Annotated in this window: 22 protein-coding genes; 12 read left to right on the top strand and 10 right to left on the bottom strand. The window is 65.0% G+C overall.

The window, feature by feature from the left end; translation table 11 throughout:
- Positions 1 to 205: 205 nt before the first annotated feature.
- The 11 genes from FJ988_RS10760 (at position 206) to FJ988_RS10710 (ending at position 11,920) form a co-directional block, all read left to right on the top strand.
- Complete coding sequence (locus FJ988_RS10760; protein WP_140817297.1) at positions 206 to 1,261, top strand: LLM class flavin-dependent oxidoreductase; 1,056 nt, start codon at positions 206 to 208, stop codon at positions 1,259 to 1,261.
- Between the two features lie 109 nt (positions 1,262 to 1,370).
- Positions 1,371 to 2,537, top strand: a complete 1,167-nt coding sequence (locus FJ988_RS10755; protein WP_140817295.1) for an AI-2E family transporter — start codon at positions 1,371 to 1,373, stop codon at positions 2,535 to 2,537.
- Positions 2,538 to 2,627: 90 nt separating this feature from the next.
- On the top strand, positions 2,628 to 3,461 hold the full coding sequence (locus FJ988_RS10750; RefSeq protein WP_140817293.1) for an arylamine N-acetyltransferase: 834 nt from the start codon (positions 2,628 to 2,630) through the stop codon (positions 3,459 to 3,461).
- A 3-nt stretch (positions 3,462 to 3,464) separates the two neighbouring features.
- The gene (locus FJ988_RS10745; RefSeq protein ID WP_140817291.1) at positions 3,465 to 4,463 is read left to right on the top strand and encodes an LLM class flavin-dependent oxidoreductase; all 999 of its coding nucleotides are present in this window, start codon (positions 3,465 to 3,467) and stop codon (positions 4,461 to 4,463) included.
- Positions 4,464 to 4,589: 126 nt separating this feature from the next.
- Positions 4,590 to 5,384, top strand: coding sequence for an inositol monophosphatase family protein (locus tag FJ988_RS10740; protein WP_140817289.1), 795 nt, complete (start codon positions 4,590 to 4,592; stop codon positions 5,382 to 5,384).
- Between the two features lie 286 nt (positions 5,385 to 5,670).
- The gene (dnaK, locus tag FJ988_RS10735) at positions 5,671 to 7,587 is read left to right on the top strand and encodes a molecular chaperone DnaK (protein ID WP_140817286.1); all 1,917 of its coding nucleotides are present in this window, start codon (positions 5,671 to 5,673) and stop codon (positions 7,585 to 7,587) included.
- Between the two features lie 201 nt (positions 7,588 to 7,788).
- Entirely contained in the window at positions 7,789 to 8,919 is a 1,131-nt protein-coding gene (gene dnaJ, locus FJ988_RS10730; protein ID WP_140817284.1) for a molecular chaperone DnaJ, read from the top strand.
- Positions 8,920 to 9,061: 142 nt separating this feature from the next.
- On the top strand, positions 9,062 to 9,670 hold the full coding sequence (gene pmtA / locus FJ988_RS10725; RefSeq protein WP_140817282.1) for a phospholipid N-methyltransferase PmtA: 609 nt from the start codon (positions 9,062 to 9,064) through the stop codon (positions 9,668 to 9,670).
- Between the two features lie 644 nt (positions 9,671 to 10,314).
- A complete protein-coding gene (locus FJ988_RS10720) occupies positions 10,315 to 10,911 on the top strand; it encodes an NADPH-dependent FMN reductase (protein WP_140817280.1) in 597 nt (198 codons plus the stop codon).
- Positions 10,908 to 11,609, top strand: coding sequence for an orotidine-5'-phosphate decarboxylase (pyrF, locus tag FJ988_RS10715; protein WP_181183498.1), 702 nt, complete (start codon positions 10,908 to 10,910; stop codon positions 11,607 to 11,609). The genes FJ988_RS10720 and pyrF overlap by 4 nt, the downstream gene beginning before the upstream one ends.
- A 23-nt stretch (positions 11,610 to 11,632) precedes the next feature.
- Complete coding sequence (locus FJ988_RS10710) at positions 11,633 to 11,920, top strand: DUF1330 domain-containing protein (protein WP_140817278.1); 288 nt, start codon at positions 11,633 to 11,635, stop codon at positions 11,918 to 11,920.
- Positions 11,921 to 11,991: 71 nt separating this feature from the next.
- Here FJ988_RS10710 and FJ988_RS10705 read toward each other — a convergent pair whose 3' ends face one another.
- The 10 genes from FJ988_RS10705 to FJ988_RS10660 all read right to left on the bottom strand — a co-directional run bounded on the left by FJ988_RS10705 (position 11,992) and on the right by FJ988_RS10660 (position 22,457).
- Entirely contained in the window at positions 11,992 to 12,813 is an 822-nt protein-coding gene (locus tag FJ988_RS10705; protein WP_181183497.1) for a metal ABC transporter permease, read from the bottom strand.
- Positions 12,797 to 13,591, bottom strand: coding sequence for a metal ABC transporter ATP-binding protein (locus tag FJ988_RS10700; RefSeq protein WP_140817276.1), 795 nt, complete (start codon positions 13,589 to 13,591; stop codon positions 12,797 to 12,799). The genes FJ988_RS10705 and FJ988_RS10700 overlap by 17 nt, the downstream gene beginning before the upstream one ends.
- Positions 13,588 to 14,469 (bottom strand): metal ABC transporter solute-binding protein, Zn/Mn family, encoded by an 882-nt coding sequence (locus FJ988_RS10695; protein WP_140817274.1) that lies wholly within the window; start codon positions 14,467 to 14,469, stop codon positions 13,588 to 13,590. Before FJ988_RS10695 ends, FJ988_RS10700 begins: the two co-directional genes overlap by 4 nt.
- Before the next feature lie 175 nt (positions 14,470 to 14,644).
- On the bottom strand, positions 14,645 to 15,712 hold the full coding sequence (locus tag FJ988_RS10690) for a D-alanine:D-lactate ligase-like protein (RefSeq protein ID WP_140817272.1): 1,068 nt from the start codon (positions 15,710 to 15,712) through the stop codon (positions 14,645 to 14,647).
- 114 nt (positions 15,713 to 15,826) lie between these two features.
- Positions 15,827 to 16,699: an SMP-30/gluconolactonase/LRE family protein gene (locus FJ988_RS10685; protein WP_407067696.1), complete on the bottom strand. Its 873-nt coding sequence runs from the start codon at positions 16,697 to 16,699 to the stop codon at positions 15,827 to 15,829.
- Between the two features lie 2 nt (positions 16,700 to 16,701).
- Complete coding sequence (locus FJ988_RS10680; RefSeq protein ID WP_140817268.1) at positions 16,702 to 17,337, bottom strand: 2-dehydro-3-deoxy-6-phosphogalactonate aldolase; 636 nt, start codon at positions 17,335 to 17,337, stop codon at positions 16,702 to 16,704.
- Positions 17,334 to 18,269, bottom strand: coding sequence for a 2-dehydro-3-deoxygalactonokinase (locus FJ988_RS10675; RefSeq protein ID WP_140817266.1), 936 nt, complete (start codon positions 18,267 to 18,269; stop codon positions 17,334 to 17,336). Before FJ988_RS10675 ends, FJ988_RS10680 begins: the two co-directional genes overlap by 4 nt.
- Positions 18,266 to 19,033: an SDR family NAD(P)-dependent oxidoreductase gene (locus tag FJ988_RS10670; RefSeq protein WP_140817264.1), complete on the bottom strand. Its 768-nt coding sequence runs from the start codon at positions 19,031 to 19,033 to the stop codon at positions 18,266 to 18,268. The genes FJ988_RS10675 and FJ988_RS10670 overlap by 4 nt, the downstream gene beginning before the upstream one ends.
- A gap of 154 nt (positions 19,034 to 19,187) precedes the next feature.
- Positions 19,188 to 20,537 (bottom strand): bifunctional diguanylate cyclase/phosphodiesterase, encoded by a 1,350-nt coding sequence (locus tag FJ988_RS10665; protein ID WP_140817262.1) that lies wholly within the window; start codon positions 20,535 to 20,537, stop codon positions 19,188 to 19,190.
- Positions 20,538 to 20,657: 120 nt separating this feature from the next.
- Positions 20,658 to 22,457 carry a GtrA family protein gene (locus tag FJ988_RS10660; RefSeq protein WP_140817260.1) on the bottom strand — a complete coding sequence of 600 codons (1,800 nt, stop codon included), beginning with the start codon at positions 22,455 to 22,457 and terminating at the stop codon, positions 20,658 to 20,660.
- A 115-nt stretch (positions 22,458 to 22,572) separates the two neighbouring features.
- Between FJ988_RS10660 and FJ988_RS10655 the strand changes: the two genes are divergently transcribed.
- Positions 22,573 to 23,562 (top strand): glycosyltransferase, encoded by a 990-nt coding sequence (locus tag FJ988_RS10655; protein WP_140817258.1) that lies wholly within the window; start codon positions 22,573 to 22,575, stop codon positions 23,560 to 23,562.
- Positions 23,563 to 23,643: the final 81 nt, after the last annotated feature.

Genomic DNA, 23,643 nt, shown 5'->3' with positions numbered 1-23,643 from the left:
CTATTCGCGACGCTTACATACGCGCGAAAGCGGGGAGTTCAAGCGCCAAATCGGTATGCCAGCCATGAAAATCTGAGCTGTTGCAGCGCAGCTACGCCCAGTGCCGATGGACTGTTCACCGTTCGCACCACTGGCGGGGGGCGCGGTGCATCGCTACCTCTAGCGCCGAAGCCCAAAGCCAAGATGACAGCTCAGGATGCAGCAGATGGAACTCGGTCTCTACACTTTCGCCGATGTCAGCCCGGAACCCGGTCCCGGCGCCATCGGCCCGCATGAGCGGCTGCGCAATCTGATCGAGGAGATCGAGCTGGCCGACCAGGTCGGCCTCGACGTCTTCGGCCTCGGCGAGCATCATCGCCCCGACTACGCCGCCTCGGCGCCGGTGGTGGCGCTGGCCGCGGCGGCCGAGCGCACCAAGCGCATCCGGCTGACCAGCGCCGTCACCGTGCTATCCTCCGACGATCCGGTGCGCGTCTTTCAGCAATTCGCGACGCTCGATCTTCTGTCGAACGGCCGCGCCGAGATCATGGCCGGGCGCGGCTCCTTCATCGAATCCTTCCCGCTGTTCGGCTACAATCTCGAGGACTATGACGAGCTGTTCGCCGAAAAGCTCGATTTGCTGCTGGCGATCCGCGACCAGATCAAGGTGACGTGGCAGGGGAGCTTACGCGCGCCGATCAACGGCCGCGGCGTCTATCCGCGCCCCTTGCAGGAAAAGCTGCCGATCTGGATCGCCATCGGCGGCACACCGCAATCGGCCGCCCGCGCCGGCGTGCTCGGCCTGCCGCTGGCGCTTGCCATCATCGGCGGCGAACCGGCGCGTTTCGCGCCGCTGTTCGATGTCTATCGCGAGGCGGCGAAACGGGCTGGCACCGACCAGGCCTCGCTCGCCACCAGCATCAACGTGCACGGCTTCATCGCCGACACGACCGAGCAGGCGGCCGACGATTTCTACGGCCCGCAGGCCGAGGTGATGAACCGCATTGGCCGCGAGCGCGGCTGGGGTCCGACCTCCCGTGCCCATTTCGACCAGTCGCGCGGTCCGAACGGCGCTCTCTTCGTCGGCAATCCCGAACAGGTGGCGGAAAAGATCGTCGCCCAGCACAAGATCTTCAACAACGACCGCTTCCTCTTGCAGATGGCGATCGGCACCATGCCGCACGCCAAGATCATGAAGGCGATAGAGCTCTACGGCACCAAGGTGGCGCCGATCGTGCGCAAGGAAACGGCGAAGGTCATAGCCCCGGCCCCGGCGGCCTGACGAGCGTCGTTCCGTTACGTCGTTCCGTTACCGGGCGCTAACGGAACCTTGGCACGCTCAACACGTTTCCCCGGCTATCGCACCGGCTACGGTGCCGCCGAGGGAACCGATGAAAACCGAAACGATCGCTTCGGGCGCCAGCGTCGCCGAAACGCCGGAGGCGCGCGAGGGGGTACGCAACGATATGCGGCTGATGCGCTCGCTGCTCATCGGCATCTTCATCTTCATGGCGACCGCCGCGCTCTATTTCGGCCGGGCCTTCTTCATGCCGGTGATGCTCGCCTTCCTGCTAGCGCTGACACTGACCCCCATCGTCCGCTTCCTGAGGAAGCGCGGCATTCCGGAAGTGGTGTCGGCGACGCTTCTGGTGCTGCTTTCCATCTTTGTCTTCGTCGCCGCGGGCTACCTGCTCAGCGGCCCGGTCATCGACCTCATCAACAACAGCTATTCGATCGGCCAGCAGCTCACCGAGCGGCTGGCGCAGTTCAAGCGGCCGCTCGAACGGCTGATGGATTTGGCGCATCAGCTGGAGGCGCTGACCGAGACCGCCCAGGAACCGGGCGTGCAGAAGGTCGCGGTGGCGCCGTCCGGCATCCTGTCGACGGCTGCCGGCAATATATTGGAGGCCGGCACCGCGATCACCATCGTCTTCGTGCTTTCGCTGTTCCTGCTCGCCTCCGGCACGCTGTTCTACGAGAAGATCGTGCAGTCCTTCGCCAGCCTCAGCCAGAAGAAGCGGGCGCTGCGCGTCGTCTATGACGTCGAGCGCGAGATCTCGCACTATCTGCTCACAGTCGCGCTCATCAATGCCGGCCTTGGCACCGTCATCGGGCTTGGCCTGTGGGGGCTCGGCATGCCCAATCCGCTGGTCTGGGGCGCGGCCGCCGCCCTGCTCAACTTCCTGCCCTATGTCGGCGCGCTCATGACCATCATGCTGGTCGGCGTCATCGCGCTGATCAGCTTCGATTCGATCTCCTTCGCGCTGCTGGCGCCGGCCTTCGTGCTTTTATGCGACATCGTCGAAGGCCAGTTCGTGACGCCGATGGTGGTCGGCCGCAGGCTGGAGATCAACGCGGTGGCGATCTTCATCGCCATCGCCTTCTGGTCGTGGCTATGGGGTTTCGTCGGCGCGCTGATGGCGGTGCCGCTGCTGGTGGTCATCAAAGTCTTCTGCGACCATTTCGAGGGCTTGAGCCCCGTCGGCAATTTCCTCGCCGCGCAGCAGAGTTTCGCGCCCGACGAGGAGACGCCGGCGAACAACCAAAAGACCGCCTGAATCCCTGGCCCAATCCCAAAATCCGCCCTTTGTTTGCGGCGCCCTTGGTGAGTGCCTATATCGGGCCGGTCACGCCGGACCCGCCTCTCGATGAACTTAGATCTCGATGCCTATTTCGCCCGCATCGGCTACAGCGGGCCGACGGATGCTTCGCTTGCCACGCTGCGGGCGCTGCATTTGGCCCACCCGCAGGCGATACCGTTCGAGAACATCGATGCGCTGATGGGCGTCTCGGTCGGGCTCGATGTCGCATCGCTGCAGGACAAGATTTTCCGACAGGGCCGCGGCGGCTATTGCTTCGAGCACAATTTGGTCTTCATGCACGCGCTGGAAGCGCTGGGCTTTGCAGTCGGCGGGCTCGCCGCGCGGGTTCTCTGGGGCCAGCCGGACGACGCCGTCACTGCGCGCAGCCACATGCTGCTCAGGATCGATCTCGGCGGACGCACCTATATCGCCGATGTCGGCTTCGGCGGCCTGACGCTGACCGCGCCGTTGCTGCTTGAGCCGGGTCTCGAACAGCAGACGCCGCATGAGGCCTTCCGTATTGCCGGCTCAGGCGACGACTTTCGCCTGCAGGCCAATATCGGCGGGGCCGATAGTGCCGACAATTGGCGCACGCTCTACCGCTTCGACCTGAGCCAGGCCTATAAGGTCGACTACCACGTCGCCAGCCATTTCCTGTCGACGCATCCGAGCTCGCATTTCCTGTCGACGCTGGTCGCCGCCCGTGCTTTGCCGGACCGGCGCTATGCGCTGCGCAACAACCGGCTGTCGGTCCATCACGCCGGCGGCCGCACCGAGCAGCGCGAGATCGCGACCGCGGCCGAACTCGTCGACATGTTGGAAAGCCAGCTCGCCATCCTCATTCCGGACCGCGCCGCCTTCGAGGCGAAGCTGCGGGAAAAACATATCGTGGAGACCTGAGAAATGACCGCGCTTTCGGTTCTCGACCTGTCGCCGATCGGCCAAGGCAGCAATGCCTCGCAGTCGCTTGCCAATTCGCTCGACCTTGCCCGCCATGCCGAGCGTCTGGGCTACAAGCGCTACTGGCTGGCCGAGCATCACAACATGCCGGGTATAGCCAGCGCCGCCACTTCGGTCGTCATCGCGCATGTCGCCGGCGGCACCAAGACGATCCGCGTCGGCGCCGGCGGCATCATGCTGCCCAACCACGCGCCGCTGGTCATTGCTGAGCAGTTCGGCACGCTGGCGGCACTTTTCCCAGGCCGCATCGACCTTGGGCTCGGCCGCGCGCCGGGCACCGACATGATGACGGCGCGAGCGTTGCGCCGCAATCTGGAGGCCAGCGACAACTTCCCTCAGGACGTCGTCGAACTGATGGGCTATTTCCAGCCGGCCGAGGAAGGCCAGCGCATCCGCGCCGTGCCCGGCGAGGGCCAGACCGTGCCGGTCTGGATCCTCGGCTCCAGCCTCTATGGCGCGCAGCTTGCCGCGCTACTCGGCCTGCCCTATGCCTTCGCCTCGCATTTCGCGCCGGCCGAACTCGACCATGCGCTGGAGGTCTATCGCACACGCTTCCAGCCCTCGGCGCAGCTCGACAAGCCCCATGTCATGCTCGGCCTCAACGTCTTCGCCGCCCCGACCGACGCCGAAGCCAAGCTGCTCTTCACCTCGCTGCAGCAGGCCTTCGTCAATCTGCGCAGCGGCAGGCCGGGCCAATTGCCGCCGCCGGTCGAAGGCTACGACCGCGACCTCGATCCGATGGCGAAAACCATGCTGTCGCAGGCGCTGTCCTGCGCCGTCGTCGGCTCCCCGGAAACGGTGAGCCAGGGCATCGACGCTTTCGTGCGCCGCACCGGCGCCGACGAATTGATGGTGACGGCGCAGATCTTCGACCACGCGGCGCGGGTCCGCTCCTTCGAGATCCTCGCCGACGTCCACAAGGCGATGTCGAAAGCCGCCTGACCTTGGCGGCTTTTGCCTGACATACTCGTCTGCTAAGGGCAGGCTCCCTCCTCTTTGTTTAAACGCAATTCCTACGGAAAACCCCTTCACACTTTTCCTGGAATTGCTCTAACGCGAGCCCCCCCAATGACCCAAGACCTCGACGACCGCATGCATTTTGCCATCGACCTGGCGCGCCGCGCCGGCGAGCTCGGGTTGAAATATTTTCGCGACCTCGAGAACCTGACCGTCGAGAGCAAGGGCCACCAGGATATGGTCTCGGAGGCCGACCGCGAGGTCGAGCTGTTCATCCGCGCGGCGATCGCGGAAGCCTATCCCGGCGACGGCATCGTCGGCGAGGAGCACGCGGCGGTGACCGGCAAGACCGGCGACGTCTGGGTGATCGATCCGATCGACGGCACTGCCAATTTCGTGCGCGGCATTCCGGCCTGGTGCGTGGTCATCGCCTGCGCCAGGCAGGGCGAGACGGTTGTCGGCGTCATCCACGAGCCGTCGACCGGCGAGACTTTTTATGGCCGCCTCGGCGGCGGCGCCTTCGTCAACGGGCGACCGGTCCGGGCAAGCAGCGCCGCCGCGCTTACCGAAGGCTCGGTCGGCACCGGACTTTCGAACCGGGCCGATACCGCGCATGTAGCCGTGCTGGTCGCCCTGATCATGGCCGAGGGTGGCGTCTTCTATCGCAACGCGTCCGGCGCGCTTATGCTCGCCTATGCCGCGTCCGGCCGCCTGCTCGGCTATGTCGAGGAGCACATGAACGCCTGGGATTGCCTTGCCGGCATGCTTCTGGTCGAAGAGGCTGGCGGCGCGGTGCTCAAGGCTGATCCGAAGACGGTGCTTGGCCAGGGAACGCAGATCATCGCCGGCGGAAAGGCCATCTTTCCAAGGCTCCGGGCGCTTTGCGAGCAGGCTTTCGGGGACTGATTGCGGTCGCTGCGACGATTTTGCCGGTAGCGGAATCGGCAAACCCGGCCGTTCCGGACGGCAAATCGGCTGCGATACGCGTGGTTTAGGCCTTTTCCCCACAGGGAACAGGGATCGCGAACGCCTTGCGCAGAATGCTTGCGCGCCGTGCAGCCTGTTCTTATATACGCGCCAAGCCGTTCAGCCCCGCAAACCGGGCGCCTGGCGGTATTTCTAGTGAACAGGGGCTTTCGTTGGAACGCCTTATCAGGGTCCTGAGAGCCTGCTTAGAGGAGAGACCAGAACAATGGCAAAAGTAATCGGTATCGATCTCGGCACCACCAATTCCTGCATCGCCATCATGGATGGCAAGGACCCCAAGGTGATCGAGAACGCTGAAGGCGCGCGCACCACGCCTTCCATCGTCGCCATCTCCAATGACGGCGAACGTCTCGTCGGCCAGCCGGCCAAGCGCCAGGCGGTCACCAATCCGGAAAACACCATCTTCGCGGTCAAGCGCCTGATCGGCCGCCGCTATGACGACCCGGTGACGGAGAAGGACAAGAAGCTTGTCCCCTACAAGATCGTCAAGGGCGACAATGGCGACGCCTGGGTCGAGGCCGGCGGCAAGAAGCAGTCGCCCAGCCAGATCTCGGCCATGATCCTGCAGAAGATGAAGGAAACGGCGGAAGCCTATCTCGGCGAGAAGGTCGAGAAGGCGGTCATCACCGTTCCGGCCTATTTCAACGACGCCCAGCGCCAGGCCACCAAGGACGCCGGCAAGATCGCCGGCCTCGAAGTGCTGCGCATCATCAACGAGCCGACCGCGGCGGCGCTTGCCTACGGCCTGGAAAAGAAGGACGGCAAGACCATCGCCGTCTATGACCTTGGCGGCGGCACCTTCGACATTTCCGTGCTCGAAATCGGCGACGGCGTCTTCGAGGTGAAGTCGACCAATGGCGACACCTTCCTCGGCGGCGAGGACTTCGACATGCGGCTCGTCGAGTACCTGGCGGCCGAGTTCAAGAAAGAACAGGGCATCGACCTGAAGAACGACAAGCTCGCTCTGCAGCGTCTGAAGGAAGCGGCCGAAAAGGCCAAGATCGAGCTGTCGTCGACGACGCAGACCGAGATCAACCTGCCCTTCATCACCGCCGACGCCACCGGGCCGAAGCACCTGACGATGAAGCTGACGCGCGCCAAGTTCGAGCAGCTGGTCGATGATCTCGTCCAGCGCACCATCGAGCCCTGCAAGGCGGCGCTCAAGGATGCCGGGCTGAAGGCCGGCGAGATCGACGAAGTGGTCCTGGTCGGCGGCATGACCCGCATGCCCAAGATCCAGGAGATCGTGAAGCAGTTCTTCGGCAAGGAGCCGCATAAGGGTGTGAACCCCGATGAGGTCGTGGCGCTCGGCGCCGCCATCCAGGCCGGCGTGCTGCAGGGCGACGTCAAGGACGTGCTGCTGCTTGACGTGACGCCGCTGTCGCTGGGCATCGAGACGCTGGGTGGCGTGTTCACCCGCCTGATCGAGCGCAACACGACGATCCCGACCAAAAAGAGCCAGACCTTCTCGACCGCCGAGGACTCGCAGTCGGCTGTGACCATCCGCGTCTTCCAGGGCGAGCGCGAAATGGCCGCCGATAACAAGATGCTCGGCCAGTTCGACCTAGTCGGCATTCCGCCGGCCCCGCGCGGCGTGCCGCAGATCGAGGTCACCTTCGACATCGACGCCAACGGCATCGTCAACGTCTCGGCCAAGGACAAGGGCACCGGCAAGGAGCATCAGATCCGCATCCAGGCGTCCGGCGGCCTGTCCGACGCCGACATCGAGAAGATGGTCAAGGACGCCGAGGCCAATGCCGAGGCGGACAAGAAGCGCCGTGCGCTGGTCGAGGCCCGCAACCAGGCCGAGGCTTTGGTGCATTCGGCGGAGAAGTCGCTCAAGGACTATGGCGACAAGGTCTCCGAGACCGAGCGCACCGCGATCGCCGACGCCATCGCCGCGCTGAAGAGCGCCACCGAGGGCGACGACGTGGCCGACATCGAGGCCAAGTCGCAGTCGCTCGCCGAGGCTTCGATGAAGCTCGGCCAGGCCATGTACGAGGCCTCGCAGAAGGAAGCGGCCGAAGCCGATGCCAAGGCGGACGCCGCCCAGGACTCGGATGTGGTCGACGCCGACTTCGAGGAAATCGACGAAGACGACGACAAGAAGAAGTCGGCCTGAGCCGGCTGACGGCAAATTATGCGAAAAGCCCGGCGCAAAGCCGGGCTTTTTTGCAACCCAATTAGAAAAAGTGACGGAAAAACACTTCGCGATCCGGGCTGCCCACTAGTATCCGGACAATATCGCTCCTAAATCGAACCAGTGCCGGCAAACGACGCCAACAATGCTTCAAGACATTGAGCATCCGGACAGCGGGAAAAAATGAAAGCTGATTTCTACGAAACGCTGGGCGTGCAAAAAGGCGCCGACGAGAAGGAACTCAAGAGCGCTTTCCGCAAGCTCGCCATGCAGTTCCATCCCGACCGCAACCCTGGCGACCATGCCTGCGAGCACAAGTTCAAGGAAATCAACGAAGCCTACGAGACGCTGAAGGACCCGCAGAAGCGCGCGGCTTACGACCGTTTTGGTCACGCCGCCTTCGAGCAGGGCGGCATGAACGGCGCCGCCCATGGTTTCGGCGCCGGCGGCTTCGCCGACATCTTCGAGGATATCTTCGGCGACATGATGGGCGGCCGCCAGCGCCGCTCTTCCGGCGGCCGCGAGCGCGGCGCCGACCTGCGCTACAATATGGAGATCACGCTCGAGGAAGCCTTCTCCGGCAAGACGGCGCAGATCCATGTGCCTGCCTCGCTCTCCTGCACTGAATGCGCCGGCAGCGGCGCCAAGCCAGGCACCCAGCCGGCGACCTGCGCCATGTGCCACGGCCACGGCAAGGTGCGCGCCACGCAGGGTTTCTTCTCGATCGAGCGCACCTGCCCGCAATGCCAGGGCCGCGGCCAGACCATCAAGGACCCCTGCCCGAAATGCGCCGGCCAGGGCCGCGTCACCGAGGAGCGTTCGCTGTCGGTCAACATCCCGGCCGGCATCGAGGACGGCACCCGCATCCGCCTTGCCAATGAGGGCGAGGCCGGCCTGCGCGGCGGGCCGTCCGGCGACCTATACATTTTCCTGGCGGTCAAGCCGCACGAATTCTTCCAGCGCGACGGCGCCGACCTTTACTGCAAGGTGCCGATCTCGATGACGACGGCCGCCCTTGGCGGCTCCTTCGAGGTGACCACGCTCGACGGCACGCAGACCAAGGTGAAGGTGACCGAAGGCACCCAGAACGGCCGCCAGTTCCGGCTGAAGGGCAAGGGCATGCCGGTGCTGCGTCAGCCCAATGTCGGCGACCTCTATATCCAGACTGCGGTCGAGACGCCGCAGAACCTGACGCGCCGCCAGCGCGAGCTGCTGGAGGAGTTCGAGCAGTTGTCCTCCAAGGACAACTCGCCCCAGTCGAGCGGCTTCTTTGCCCGCATGAAGGACTTTTTCGAGTCGTTCGGCGAGCGCTGAGACCTTGCCCCCGTTCGGCAAAGCTCCCGGGAACCAACGCTTCCCAAGCGTCATCAACATCTTATGCCAGCTTGACGCCTTGCCTTGTCCCACCCAACTGTTAAGTAGCGGGTCGGGGGCTGAGCATTGAGGAGAGCTCGCGATGGCACGTAGTCCCGGATTGCGCAAAGCGCTGGCCGAGAAATTCGACGACGAGCTGAAGTTCTTCAAGGGCTGGATCGACAAGCCGAAGACGGTCGGGTCGATCGTCCCGACCAGCTCCATCACCGCGCGCAAGATGGCCTCCATCGTCAATCCGAAGTCCGGCCTGCCGGTGCTCGAGGTCGGCCCAGGCACCGGTGTCATCACCCGCGCCATCCTCGCCCAGGGCGTGAAGCCCGAAAACCTCTACGCGGTCGAATATTCGACCGATTTCGTGCGCCATTTGCGCGGCCTCTATCCCGGCGTCAACGTCATCGAGGGCGACGCCTTCAATCTCAACGCCACGCTCGGCGACAAGCGCGACATGGTGTTCGATTCGGTCGTCTCCGGCGTGCCGCTGCTCAACTTCCCGGTCGCCCAGCGCATCGCCTATATCGAAAGCCTGCTCGACCGCATTCCCGCCGGGCGGCCGATCGTGCAGCTGACCTACGGCCCGCTGTCGCCGATCCCGGCTGGCCGCGGCGACTACAAGGTCGAGCATTTCGACTTCATCATCCGCAACATCCCGCCGACACAGCTGTGGATCTACCGGCGTAGCAACGGCAACTGATTGACGATTCGGGCCTCTCCCCGGAGCTGGATGTAGGCAGACCAAGATCGCCTTCCATACAATTCGAGGTTTAATCGCAAAAATAAAGAAACTGCTGGCTGCTAGTGGAATACAGATGCCAAAGGAGCCTCCCCTTGCGCCAGATGTATTCCTTGTTGTTGTTATTGCTTTCGGCATCTTTGGCAACATCGCCGTTGGCCGCCGACCCTATCCCCCTCCGAGGGCACTGGCGACAGGTCGCCTCGAACGCTGGAGCTTGTGAGACCTGTCGGGTGTCGATTGAGGGGCACGGCAATGCGCTGTCGGTGACAGCAAATAACGGATGGACAGCAACGGTTATCCCAGACCAAGCTGGCGGGCTATCCGCAAAGGGCCAGGGGCAATGGGGGTCCGACTCTGGTGGCTCCTACAGAGGACAGCCGTTTCAGATCGTTGTCGCCACGAAAGATAACCGACGGATGTGGATGGCCATGTTGGTCAAATCGGCAAGAGGCCGGCAGGCCGTCATCCAGGCGATCTTCGAACTAGAGGACTCTCCCGCCGATACTGAGCTTTGACGTCGCCGAGTCGGAAGCCCTACACGATCTCAGCTATTGATTCAGCCCGCGCATCGCCTATAGCTGCCTTGACAGCAAGAGGATTCGATGCCGGTCATTCCGAAAATCCTCGTCTTCGCCGGCTCGGTCCGGATCGGCGCCTATAGCGGCCGGACCGCCGATGTGGCGCAGAAGGGACTCGCCATGCAGGGCGCGGAAGTGACGCGCATCTCGCTCGGCGATTATCCGCTGCCGATCAGGGACGAGGATCTGGAAAAGGAAAAAGGCGTTCCGGACAGCGCCGTGAAGCTCGGCCGGCAGATCGCCGCGCATGACGGCATCCTGATCGTCACGCCCGAATATAACGGCTCGATCCCGCCGCTGCTCAAGAACAGCATCGACTGGGTCAGCCGCGTGCGCACCGACGGCGGCCGCTCGCTCAAGCCGCTGGTCGGCAAGGTCGCCGGCCTCTGCTCGTCTTCCAACGGACATTTCGCCGGCATACGCTGCATCAACCACCTGCGCGCCGTGCTGGTGCGCTGCCAGATGGAAGTGGTTACGCCGGAGTGCTCGGTTCCCGAAGGCGGCAGCGCCTTCGACGGCGACGGAAATTTCAGGGACGAACGACTGACCAGATCGATGGAGCATCTATGCCGCACGCTGATCGAAACCTCGCGTATGAAATCGACCAGGATCGGAGCATGATCCAGCCGCACGAAATGAGGGACAGGCTCATCGTCGGCCTCGATGTCCCGACGCTGAAGGAGGCCGAGAAGGCGGTGCGCGAGCTCGACGGCGCCGTTTCCTTCTACAAGATCGGCTATCAGCTCGCCTTCGCCGGCGGGCTGGACTTCGCCCGCGAGCTGGCGAGCGGCGGCACCAAGGTGTTCCTCGATATGAAGCTGCTCGACATCGACAACACGGTGGCCAAGGGTGTCGAGAACATCGTCAAGATGGGTGTCTCGATGCTGACGCTGCATGCCTACCCGAAAGCGATGCGCGCCGCCGTGGAAGCGGCCAGGGGCAGCGATCTGTGCCTGCTTGGGGTGACGGTGCTGACCTCGATGGACGAACAGGACATGATCGACGCCGGCTACGAATACGACCCGCACACGCTGGTGCTCAGGCGCTCCGAACAGGCGCTGCATGCCGGCATGGGCGGCATCGTCTGCTCGGCCGGCGAAGCCTCCGCCGTGCGCCGCATCGTCGGGCCGAACATGGCGGTGGTGACGCCGGGCATCCGCCCCGCCGGCAGCGACCATGGCGACCAGAAGCGCGTGATGACGCCGGCCGAAGCGATCCGCGCAGGCGCCAGCCATCTCGTCGTCGCACGCCCGGTCGTCGCCGCGCCGGACCGGCGCGCGGCGGCAGAGGCGATCCTCGCCGAAATGCGCACCGCCTGACATTTCAAAACCGGAGAAAAACAATGCCAAAGGGATATTGGGTCGCCCGTGTCGATGTGCGCGACGCCGAGGGCTACAAGGACTATGTCGCCGCCGCCAAGCCGGCCTTCGAGCGCTTCGGCGCGAAATTCCTGGCGCGCGGCGGCGAGCATGAAAAGGCCGAGGGGCCGGGACGCGCCCGCAACGTCATCATCGAGTTCGAAACGCTCGCGGCGGCGCATGACTGCTACCACTCGCCCGAATACCAGCGGGCCGTCGCCATCCGCCAGAAGGTTGCCGACGGCGAAATCGTGCTGGTCGAGGGGGTCTGACATCGACCGGGATTCGCCGGAGACCGGTGGCGGAATTCGTGCATGGCCCGCGCGGCGGCAAGGCTAATTGGCTATGCCTTCGAAACGAGATCCCGGCGCGACGGCGATTGTTGGACCAGACCGCTGGCAAGATAGCCGACGGCGCCCAGCGCCGTGATCCAGAAGCTCGTCGGCCAGTCGGTCAGGAAGGCGAGCGACAGGCTGATCCAGGCGGTGACGACGGCCAGCGCCATCGAGACCCCGATGCCGGCGAGCACGCCGCGCGTCAGTCTCAGCGACGTTGCCGCCGGCGCCACCATCAGCGCGAAGACCAGGAGCACGCCGACGATCTGCACCGCCTCGGCCGTCGCGACCGCGACAAGCACCATGAACAGGGTCGAGACGAGGTTGAGCGGCACGCCGCGCGCTTCCGCAAGTTCCGGCTGCAGGCTGGCGAAGAGCAGCGGCCGGGCGATCGCCACGAGCGCGACAAGGATGGCCGCGCCGAGCACGGCGAGCACGATGACGGTGCGCAGGCTGATGCCGAGCACATTGCCGAACAGCACATTCGTCGCCTGCGAAGCGAAGGCGGTGTAGAAATGCAGGAACAACAGGCCGAGGCCGAGCGACAGCGTCAGCACGATGCCGATCGCGACGTCGCGATGCGCGCGCTCACCGAGCAGGCCGATGCCGATGCCGGCGGCGATGGTGAACACGGTCAGGCCGAAGAAGGGCGAAAGCCCGATCAGGCCGGCTCCGGTCGCTCCGGGAAATCCGACATGGGCAAGCGCATGGCCGGCGAAGGTCTGACCCCTGAGCACGATGAAATAGCCGACGGCGCCGGCAACGATGCCGACGATCGTGCAGGCATAGAAGGCATTGCGCATGAATTCATAGTCAAAGATCGTGGACATGCGCCCCGCTCTCCAGTTCGACATCGTCGGCCATGACGAAGATGCGTCCGGCAACCCGGACCACATTGATGTGGGTGCCGTACAGCTTCGACAGCACCGGCCCGCTGATGACCTCGTCGACGCTGCCGATCGCCGCCTTGCCGTTGCCGAGATAGAGCACGCGGTCGACCGCGCGCAGCAGCGGATTGATCTCGTGCGAGCAGAACAGCACCGCGATGCCGAGCCGTTCGCCGACGTCGTGGACCAGGTCGATGATCGTGCGCTGATGCGCTGCGTCGAGACTGATCAGCGGCTCGTCGAGCAAAAGCAATTTGGGATCACCGATCAGCGACTGGGCGATCAGGATGCGCTGGCGCTCGCCGCCGGAGAGCTGCGTCAGCGGCCGCCGGGCAAGGTCGGCGGCGCCGACCTCTTCGAGCGCTTTCCAGGCTGCCTCCTTCTCGGCGGCGGAAGGCGCCGGCCAGCCCCAGCGATGCCCGCCGGCGGCGCTCAGCACGAAGTCGAGGCCGCTGATGCCGATATCGGCCAGGGCGCGTCGCGCCTGCGGCATATAGCCGATGGAGGGGTTGCCGCGGCTCGGCGGCCGGCCGAGCACCGATATGGCGCCACCCTCCGGCCTGACGAGGCCGAGGATCGCGCGCAGCATGGTCGTCTTGCCGGCGCCGTTGGCGCCGAGGAGGCCGACAAAGGCGCCTTGCGCAATCGAAAAGGAGACGTCGGAAAGTACCCGACGCCCCCCATAACTCAGCGTGACTCTATCGAATGCGACTGCGCTCATTGCGTACGGGCTGCGAGCGCTTTCTGGACTTCGTCGAGCTGGCCGCCGAACCAGGTCTGGATCGTCTTGCCCGCCGGCTCGGTCTCGGTCACGCCGATGACGGTGACCTTGTTCTGCTTGGCGATGTCGAGCAGCCTCGTCGTGGCCTCGTCGGTCACCTGCGAATTGTAGAACAGGATCTTGGCCGAACCATCCTTCAGGCTGTTCTCGAACGCTGCCACCTGGCTGGGACTCGGCTCGGCGTCGTTCATCAATGCCACCTGGAAGTCGTAATTCAGCATCTTCAGGCCGAGGGCTTCCGCCATGTAGCCGAAAACCGGCTCGGTGGCGGTCACCTCGGTACCGGCATAGGTTTTCTTGACGTCGGCGATTTCCTTGTCGATCGCGGCCAGCGAAGACTGGAATTTCGTCAGGTTGGCTTCATAGTCCGCGGCGTTGGCGGGATCGCGCTTCGCCAGATCGTCCGCCAGCGCCTTGGCGACCGCCGGCAGCGTCGCCGGGTTGTACCAGAGATGCGGATTGTCGCCCGGTTTCTTGCCGATCAGGTCGGCGGCGACGATGGTGGTGCGCTCGGGCTTGGCCGAGGCGGACAGGAGCTTGTCCATCCAGGGATCGTAGTCGGCGCCGTTGTAGATGATGACCTTGGCATCGGCGATGGTGCGCGCCGTCGACGGGCTGCTCTCGAACAGATGCGGATCATCGTCGGGATTGGAAAGGATGCTGGTCACCGAGACATGGCTGCCGCCGATCTGCCGGGCGAGATCGCCGTAGAAATTCTCCGCCGCCACAACGTTCAGCTTGTCCTCGGCTCGCGCGGCGGTGCCGGCAAGCAGCGGCGCTGCAACCAGCAATGCGGCGAAGAAGGGGATGGAACGCATCCTTGGAGCTCCTCAGTCAGGGTTCGAATGAACCCGATCCGTTATGGTATAACGCTACTGACGTGGGGTTTGTGTTCAAAATGTGGCAGGGTCCGCCGGTTACGTCGCTTCTCCGACGCACAAGCCCGTGAAGACCGCGGCAAGCCATGCTGCGCATGGCACGGGTCTCGACCAATCATGAAGGTCGCGACGTCAGCCGCTGCGCCGCAGTTTCCGCCATAGCGTCGGCAAGGCCCATGCCCCATTGCTTGCGGCAATAGTCACGGAAGTCGAAGCAGGGCAGGCCGGGGCAGACCTCGAACTCGATGAGATGGACGGTGTCGTCGGCCTCGACCCGGAAATCGACGGAAAAGACATCGCGCAAGCCAAGCCCGGCGATCAGCTTGTGCGCGATGGCGCGGATTTTGCGGTCGGCCCCCGGCTGGCTGGCGCCGACCGGCTCCAATTCCGGCTCGACATAGGTGCCGGCGTCCTTCGCCGCCTGGCCGGTATCGCCATAGAGCGCCAGCGAGTCGGCCATGGTCTGAAAGTCGCCGCCGGAATCGACGAAGAAGATGCCCAGGGCCTCGACGCCGGTTTCCGGCTTCACACCAAGGAAGCTCGCCCGCACGTTGCGGCCGGCGACATAAGGCTGGACGACGACATCGTCGCGATAATGCGAAAAGACGCGCCGGCTAAGCTCCAGAGCGTGGCCGAGATCGGCGATGCGCGAATCCGGCCAGATGCCGATCTTGGAGCCGAGACGGTTGGGCTTGACGAACCAGCCTTTGGCCGAAGCCGGCGGCTCGGCCAGCCATTCGCCGTTTCGCGCCAGACCGGCCTGCGGCGCCGGCAGGCCGAGCGCGCCGAGCACGGCGCCGCAACGCAATTTGTCCTGGCAGAGCGCGAACAGCGAATCGTCGGCGCCGATGGTGCGCAGGCCGTTCAGCCGCGCCAGCGCCGGCGAGGCGCCACCGCGAAAATAGGCGACGCCGTCGGTCAGCGTCCAGACCAGCGTTTTTTCGGGATCGGCCCTTGCCAGCACCGCCGAGGCATCGTCGAGCTCGACAGGTTGGAAAGCGAGGCCGCGCTTTTCGCAAGCCTCGGTCAGCAGCCCGAACTCCGGCTTGAGATCTGTCGACTGCGCCAGGTACGACGAGATCTCCAGGGCGCGATCCGCCGGGTAGCCGTCGGCGGACAGCCGATCGAGACAGGCCTTTTCCGGCTCGTAGACGAGGATGAGGGTCGGCTTGTCATGCGGCATGGAACGGACTGCCCTGGTCAGATTCAGGGCGCTACCATCGCACGGTCCCGGCGATCGGCTTGCGGGAAACCGACCGGCACGGGCGGTTGCGTGACAGCGCCGGAACCGTTGCCGTCAGGCGATCAGCACGCGAGGCTCGAAGCGGCCTTTGACCGGAATGTCGAGCAGGAAGGTCATGCCCGCCTGCGGATCGAGCTTGCGCTGCTTCTCGTCCTTACCTTTCCAGGCCGAGGTCACCGCCAGCCGGTCGGCCTTGGCGCCGACAAAGGCCGGGCAGGAAGGCTGGGTCACCGGCATGGCAATCTCGCGCAGCAGCGTTCCGTCGGGCGCATAGGCCTTGACCGCCTTGCCGCCCCAGACGGCGTTCCACAGCACGCCGTCGCGGTCGACGACCGAGCCGTCGACATAACCTTTCGAGGCGCGATGATCGACGAAGACTTTCGCTTCGCCCGTCGGCAGGCCGGTCGCCGGATCGCAGGCGACTCGCATCAGCAACCCGGTCGCCGTGTCGGTGTAATAGGCGATCGTGCCGTCCCCGGAAAAGCAGATCGAATTCGACACGGTGATGCCGGAAAACAGCCGGCGCAATTCGCCCTTGAAGAACCAGTAGATCGAGCCGGCGCCTTTCTCCTCGCCCTTGCCCATCGTGCCGGTCCACAACGCCCCGCAGGGATGGACGCGAGAATCGTTGGAGCGGGTCAGCGGATCGTCGGCCTCGATCGGCGTGTGCAAGGTCAGCCTGCCGGTCGCGACGTCGCGGACCTGCAGCCCCGTCTCGGTGGCGATCAACTGGCGCTTGTCGTCGATGACGGCGATGGCGCTGGCCATGACGCCGAGGTCATGCACCTTCAATGCGCCGTCGAGCGGCTTTTCGACCAGCTTGCCGTTGACGATGTCGAACCAGAACAGCGTGTGGGTGGCGGGATCGTAGCTCGGCCCCTCGCCGAGCTCGCAGATGTGGTCGGAAAACACCGAAACGCCGTCCATTGTCATCCTCCGAAGGCTTCATCCCAGGCCGCGACCGCGGCGCGGGCGCGCTCAGCCACATCCTCGACCGTCGCGCCGGGCTTGTAGAGGCTCGACCCCAACCCGAAGACACTGACGCCGACCGCCTTGTAGCCGGCAAAGTCCTTGTCGGAGACGCCACCGACCGCGCCGATCGGCGTCGTCGCCGGCAGCACGGCGCGGATGGCGGCAATGCCGGACGCGCCGAGCACGCTTGCCGGAAAAAACTTCAGCGCCGAGGCGCCGAGCCGGATCGCCAGGAAAGCCTCGGTCGGCGTGAACACGCCGGGCATGGTGACCATGCCATGCTGCATGGCGCGGCCCATGACCTCGGCATCGATGTTGGGGCTGACCAGCAACTTGCCGCCGGCCAGATGCAAGGCGTCGACATCGGCGCCGGTCAGCACCGTGCCGGCGCCGACCAGCGCGGTCTTCGGAAGAACCTCGACGATCCGGGTGATCGAGGAAAACGGCTCCGGCGAATTAAGCGGCACCTCGATCGCCTCGATGCCGGCGTCGAACAGCGCCTGGCCAATCGGGATCGCTTCCGACGGCTTGAGGCCGCGCAGGATGGCGACAAGGCCGCGCTTCAGCTTCGGGAAGGGTGCGGTCTGGCTCATCGAGCGTCTCCAATCATGCCGTTCTCGCGCGCCGCCTCGACAAGGCCGGCGCGCACCGCTTCATCGGCGTCGACGGTGCGAAAGGCAAGCCCGGCAAAACCCAGCGCGGAACCGTAAAGCGTCGCCAGCGCGCCGGAGGCGACCAGCGCCACAGGCGCCTCGCTTGCGCCATAGCGCCGCTTCGCCGAAGCGATCTCGCCGCCGATCAAGAGCCCTGACAACGCCGCCGCCGCCTCTTCGGCTTTCAGATCCTGCAGCAGCCCGGCGGCGCGGATGGCGAACAGTTTCGAGGTGACGTCGCCGCCCTCGCCCAAGGCCCGCTCGCACCATTGCCGGAAGAACGGGCTGTGGGCGGCGACCGGCGCCGGGTGTTCGCCCAGCGAATGTTTCAGGATCGAATGCGCGGCAAGCACCGAGAACAGCTCGCCGGTCGGCCAGGTGCCGAAGCCGGCGACCGCGCCGTCCTCGACCGAAACCCATTTCGAATGCGTACCGGGCATGCAGACGAGATGCCTTCCCTTTGCCGGCAAACCGGCGCCGGCAAGCTGAGTTTCCTCGCCGCGCATCACATCCGGCGCATCGGCCAGCCGCTGCGCCAGGCCCGGCACGATCCGGATGTCGCGGCGCTCGCCCTCGATGCGGGCCGCACCCCGCAGGATCGCGTCGATCGGTGACGGCACGTCCACATAGGGCGCCTCGATCCAGCCCTGGCGCGAACCGGCCATGCCACAGATGATTACCGGCAGCGCCTGCGGCGCGCCCATGGCGGCCAAGTGGCCTTCCAGCACGGTCGAAAAACCTTTTTCGCGCGCGGTGATCAATCCGTCGTCGCCGCGCCGCTCGGCAAGCACCTTGCCGGCATCGTCGAGCAGCCAGGCGCGCAGCCTGGTTGTGCCCCAATCCAGCGCAGCGACCGCGGGGGCTGTGCTCATAGGAAACCTCCGTCGACGATCAGCATTTGGGCGGTCAGCATGCGCGAGGCGTCCGATGCCAGGAACAGCACTGTGCCCACTATGTCGTCCGGCTGCATGACGTCCTTGATGCACTGCTTGGCGACATGGGCCTTCAACCCTTCATCGGTGACCCAGAGCTCGCGCTGGCGTTCGGTGATGACCCAGCCGGGTGCCACCGCGTTGACGCGTATGCGGTCGGCGCCAAGCTTGCCGGCGAGGCCCTTGGTCAGGCCGAGAATGCCCGCCTTGGCGGCGGTATAGGCTGGCATGTCGGGGTGGTTGATCAGGTAGGAGGTCGAGGTGAAGTTGATGATCGAGCCGCCGCCGGCCCGTTTCATGCCCGGCGCCACCGCCTGCGCCGTGAAGAAATGCGGTCTGAGATTGATGGCGAGGTTGTTGTCCCAGTAATCGGCGGTGACGTCTTCGACCGCATGGCGGTCGTCGAGCGCTGCATTGTTGATCAGCACCGTGACATCGCCATGCGCATCAGCGGCCTTCGCCGCGGCGGCGCGCAGCACCTCGATGTGGCGCAGGTCGGCCCGTATGTAGAGCGGGCGTCGGCCAAGCTCCTGTTCCAGGCGGTCGGCAAGCGCGGTGCTCGACTTGTCGGCGATGTCGATGAAGGCGACCTTGGCGCCCTGGCGCAAGAACCCTTCGGTCAGCGCGGCGCCAATGCCGGATCCGCCGCCGGTGATCAGCACCGAGGCGCCGTCGAGGTCGGCGAAACGCGCCGATGGCATCATGATTTTCCGTCTCCCTTTGGCCGGCGCGCATCCTAGCCAGACAAAGCGTGGGGGCAAGGGGAGAAACGTCGGATTTCCGGCAAATGTCTGACAAATGATCGGCGCGCCGCCAGCGCGGCGGCAGCCGGTCCATTGAGCGGCTGGAAAAGCGCGGTCAGATCGCCTTGGCGTAGAGCGCGCCGCGATAGGAATCGCGCAGATAGCCGAGCGTGGCGTCGGCATCGGCCGGCTTGCCGAACAGATAACCCTGGCCGCCGGCGCAGCCGAACTGGACCAGGCGGTCGGCCTGCGCCTCTTCCTCGATGCCTTCGGCCACGACATCCATGCCGAGCCCCTCGCACATGGCGAGTATGGCGCGGATGATGTGCTCCGACGGCCGGTCGTCGAGGATCGAGGAGACGAAGGCGCGGTCGATCTTGAGTTTGTCGAAATGGAATTCACGCAGGCGGCCGAGCGACGATTGGCCGGTGCCGAAATCGTCGAGCGAGACGCGGATGCCGACGCGGCGCAGATCCTCGAGTATCTTTTCCGCCGAAGCCGGATCGTTCATCAGGCCGGTCTCGGTGATCTCGATTTCCAACCGGCGCGGGTCGAAGCCGGTGCGCTCAAGGATCGCCAATATATGCAGGCCGGTGTTCTGGTCGACGAGCTGCGAGGGCGACAGGTTGAAGGATAGGAACAGTTCCCTCGGCCAGCAGCGCGCCGCCTCGGTCGCCTTGCGCAACACCAGCTGCGACAGCGGGCCGATGATGCCGCGCTCCTCTGCGATCGGGATGAAGACAGATGGCGGCACGACGCCGAGGTCGCGGTCGGTCCAGCGCGCCAGCGTCTCGAAGCCGATGGTGCGGCGGCTGTTCAGGTCGACGATTGGCTGGAAATGCGGCTCGACCTCGCCGGCCGAGACGGCGCGGCGCAGCGCCTGCTCGATGCGGGTGACGCGCTTGGCCGCCTCTTCCATCTCGCGTGTGTAGACGACGACGCGGCCGCGGCCCGAACGCTTGGCGTGGTAGAGCGCGGTCTCGGCCTTGTTGATCAGGATCTCGGTGGTCTCGTCGCCGGAGTAGAACAGCGAGCAGCCGACCGAAGCCGACAGCCTGGCGGTGCGCTCGCCGACGTCGTAGGGCGCCGACAGGATTTCGATCAGCATGCGCGACTTCTCGGCCGCCTGCTCCTCCGAGAACACCATCGGATAGAGGAAGGCGAATTCGTCGGCGCCGATGCGGCACACGGTGGAGTAGCCGTCCATCGAGGCGCGCAGCCGCATTGCCACCTGGACCAATATATCGTCGCCTGCCTTATGGCCAAACAGGTCGTTGATCGGTTTGAAGCCGTCGAGGTCGAGGATGCCGACCGTGAAGGGCGCAGGATCGTCGGCCCGGTCGCTGATCAGGCGATCGACCTTGTCGAAGAAGCGACGATGGTTGCCAAGCCCGGTCAACGGATCGGTGAAGGCCAGATCCGAGTTTTCCTTGCCTGGCTGTCCGGTGCCAAACGTCGTTTGCATTATGTCCCTGTGATGAACTTCTGTATTTGCGCGGAGACTTTATTTGCACGGAGACTGGCAGCAAACCCTTTAGGAAACGTATCGCGAAAACGATTTTTCAGGCTTGAGGCACACTCTTTTCTAACCGCCGTTCTTCACACGATAGAGTTCCACCGGGTCGCCCTTGGTCTCGGCGACCGGCTCGAGCCAGTCCGGCACGCTGCCGTCGAACAGGCCGGCAAGGAAGCCCCGCGGCGCCTTCTCCGTCAGGATCAGGCTCTCGGCGTTGCCGCGGCAGATGGCGACCAGGCCGACATGGTGCGATTCGACGATTTTGTGCGCCTCGTCGGCCGAACCCAGCAAAGCGTCCAGCGCCGCGAGATTGCCGGCGACGTTGCGGTGATAGGGGCCGGCGAAGACGCGATGGCCGGTATAGGCGAGGATCGGCGAGCCGAGGTTGGAGATCGCAAGCACCGTGGTGTCGGGCATGCGGCCGAGCGGTTCGAAGCTCGACTGCTTGCGGCAGCTCGGATCAGCATTTGCATCGGGCGCGGCGGCGGCGTCCTTGTCGAACGCCAGTGACGTGGCGGCCGCGGCGCCGGTCCAGACCGGATTGACCGATACCAGCCAGACAACGGCAAGGCGCAACCCCATGCCGAGCGAGGCGTTGGCTTCGGCCCGCGCGCGCCATTTCGCGACCCAGGCCGATAACGGGATGACCGCAAAGGCGATCGAGAATGTCGTGGCCCGCACCTCCCAGGCGCCGACCGTGAAAGCAATGACGAGCAGCGCTGCGACAAGGCTGTCCTGGCGCCGCCAGCCGCCACGCAAGAGCCGCAGGACCATCAGGATGATCGCGACCAGCGGCGTCGCGTAGCGTGCAAAGACACGCGCCGGTTCGTGGATCAGCAATGTGACCAGCGACTGGGCCTCATCGATATGGTCGAGCCAAAGCTCCTTGAGGCGCGGATCGAGATTGGCATAGGGCGCGGCGAGGCATTGCGGGAAGAGCACTGCCACGACCACGCCAAGCAAAACGCCAAGCGCGGCAAGCGACAGCAGCCGGCGCCGCCGGTCGCGGACGGCGGCATCGAAGGAGGCGATCAATGCCAGGCCGGTACCGGCGATCGCAGCGACGGCGAATTGCGCGACCGAGAACGCATCGCATTGCGCGACGCCCCATGTTGAAGGCTGGACCGTGGCGAAGAAGACAAGTGCCGAGATGCCGGCGAAACCAAGCCCGAAGTCGCGGGCAATCGTGCGTTCGCCGGTGGAGTCGGCGACGAAGAGCAGCGCCACGCAGGCGCCGAGCGTGGCGGCATAGGGGGCCGATTCCATGCCGATGGCAATCGTCAGCGCGGCGCAAATACCGGAAAACAGCGCGGCGCCGGGCCGCGCCGGCGCCTCGAGCAACAGCGCGAGGCTGGCTATGGTCAGCATCAGCTGGACATTATGGTGATCGAGCGCGCCGGGGTCATAGATACCAATGAAATGGAGGGCGGTGCCACCGATGACGATGGCGGGCAGCACCGCGCCGGCGCCTGCAAAACTGCGCGCCGCGCGGGCGATGGAGAACAGCGTGCCGAAGAACAGCAGCGACGGCCAGGCCACCTGCACCACCTTCTCGGCGAGCGGCATGCTGCCGGTGAGCCACGCGAGGCCGGCCATGCCCGCCGCCAGCGGCGCGTCGAGCAGCCGCGACCAGTGCATGACGAAGCCGCCTTCCAGTCCCATCCGGTACTGATGCATGTCGAACCAGCCCTGGCCGTCAAGCAGGTCGCGCACCTCGACCAGCTGCAACAGGCTGTCATTGTCGCCACCGGCGTCGGTCAGGCCGCTGAAGCCCATCGCCGCGTTGAACGCCAGTCCGACCAGCGCGGCAATTAACGCCAGTACGAGGTCGGACTTCCAGGTGGCGGCGCCTTGCTTGGCTATGCCCATTGCCGAGGCCTTTGCAGGGTGGGGATCGGCTTAAACCTAGCCTTAACGGCTTCAATAAATAGTAAAGCAGCCCCGAATGCACAGCTGCAGCCTGGTCGGGCGCCCGGAGACAGACATGCCGCATGAAGTCCGCAACGAGCCGGTCATCGCCGTGCTCCTGCCCTGCTACAACGAAGAGCTGACGATCGCCGAGGTCGTGCGGCGCTTCCGCGAGACGCTGCCTTCGGCGGCGATCTATGTCTACGACAACAATTCCAAGGACCTCACCGCGCTGAAGGCCCGCGCCGCCGGCGCCATCGTGGTGCGCGAGCCGCGCCAGGGCAAGGGCAATGTCGTGCGCCGCATGTTCGCCGACATCGACGCCGACATCTATGTGATGGCCGACGGCGACGGCACCTACGCGCCGGAAGACGCGCCGCAGCTGATCAACATCCTGCAGACCGAGCGTTCCGACATGGTCGTGGGCACCAGGCGCGGCGTCACCGACGATGCCGGCCGCAACGGCCATGCCTTCGGCAACCGCATCTTCAACCGCCTCTACAAGGGCCTGTTCGGTACTGATTTCACCGACATCTTTTCAGGCTATCGCGTCTTTTCGCGCCGCTTCGTCAAGAGCTTCCCGGCGGTTTCCGGCGGCTTCGAGATCGAGACCGAAATGTCGGTGCACGCTTCTCAGCTGAAACTGCCGGTCAGCGAGATGCCGCTCGACTACGGCCGCCGCCCGGAAGGCTCATCGTCGAAGCTGTCGACCTTCCGCGACGGCGCCAGGATCCTGTGGATGTTCGCCATGCTGATGAAGGAGACGCAGCCGCTGCGCTTCTTCGGCACCTTCGCCCTGTTCTTCCTGTCCGCGAGCATCGGCCTGATGATCCCGGTGGTGATCGAGTTCGTCGAGACGGGCCTGGTGCCGCGCATGCCGACCTGGGTGCTGTCGATCGGCATGCTGTTGCTGGCGATGCTGTCGATGATGACCGGGCTGATCCTCGATTCAGTCTCGCGCGGCCGCGCCGAGCAGAAACGCATCTTCTATCTGTCGATCTCGTCCGACCGCGCCGAGCGCCAACCGGCAAAGAGCGAGCCAGGCAAGGCCTCGCGGGCAGCATAGTGGGCCGCCTCGTCCGCTTCACCCTGACCGGCGGCGTCGGCTTCGTCGCCGCCGCCCCCGCGCTCTGGCTGCTGATCGAAA

Origin of the sequence: Mesorhizobium sp. CU3, from assembly GCF_006442965.1 — a bacterium.
In the GTDB taxonomy this organism is placed as follows: Bacteria; Pseudomonadota; Alphaproteobacteria; order Rhizobiales; family Rhizobiaceae; genus Mesorhizobium.
The sequence above is the reverse complement of the archived record's forward strand: the minus strand, read 5'-3'. Positions and strand labels throughout refer to the sequence as shown.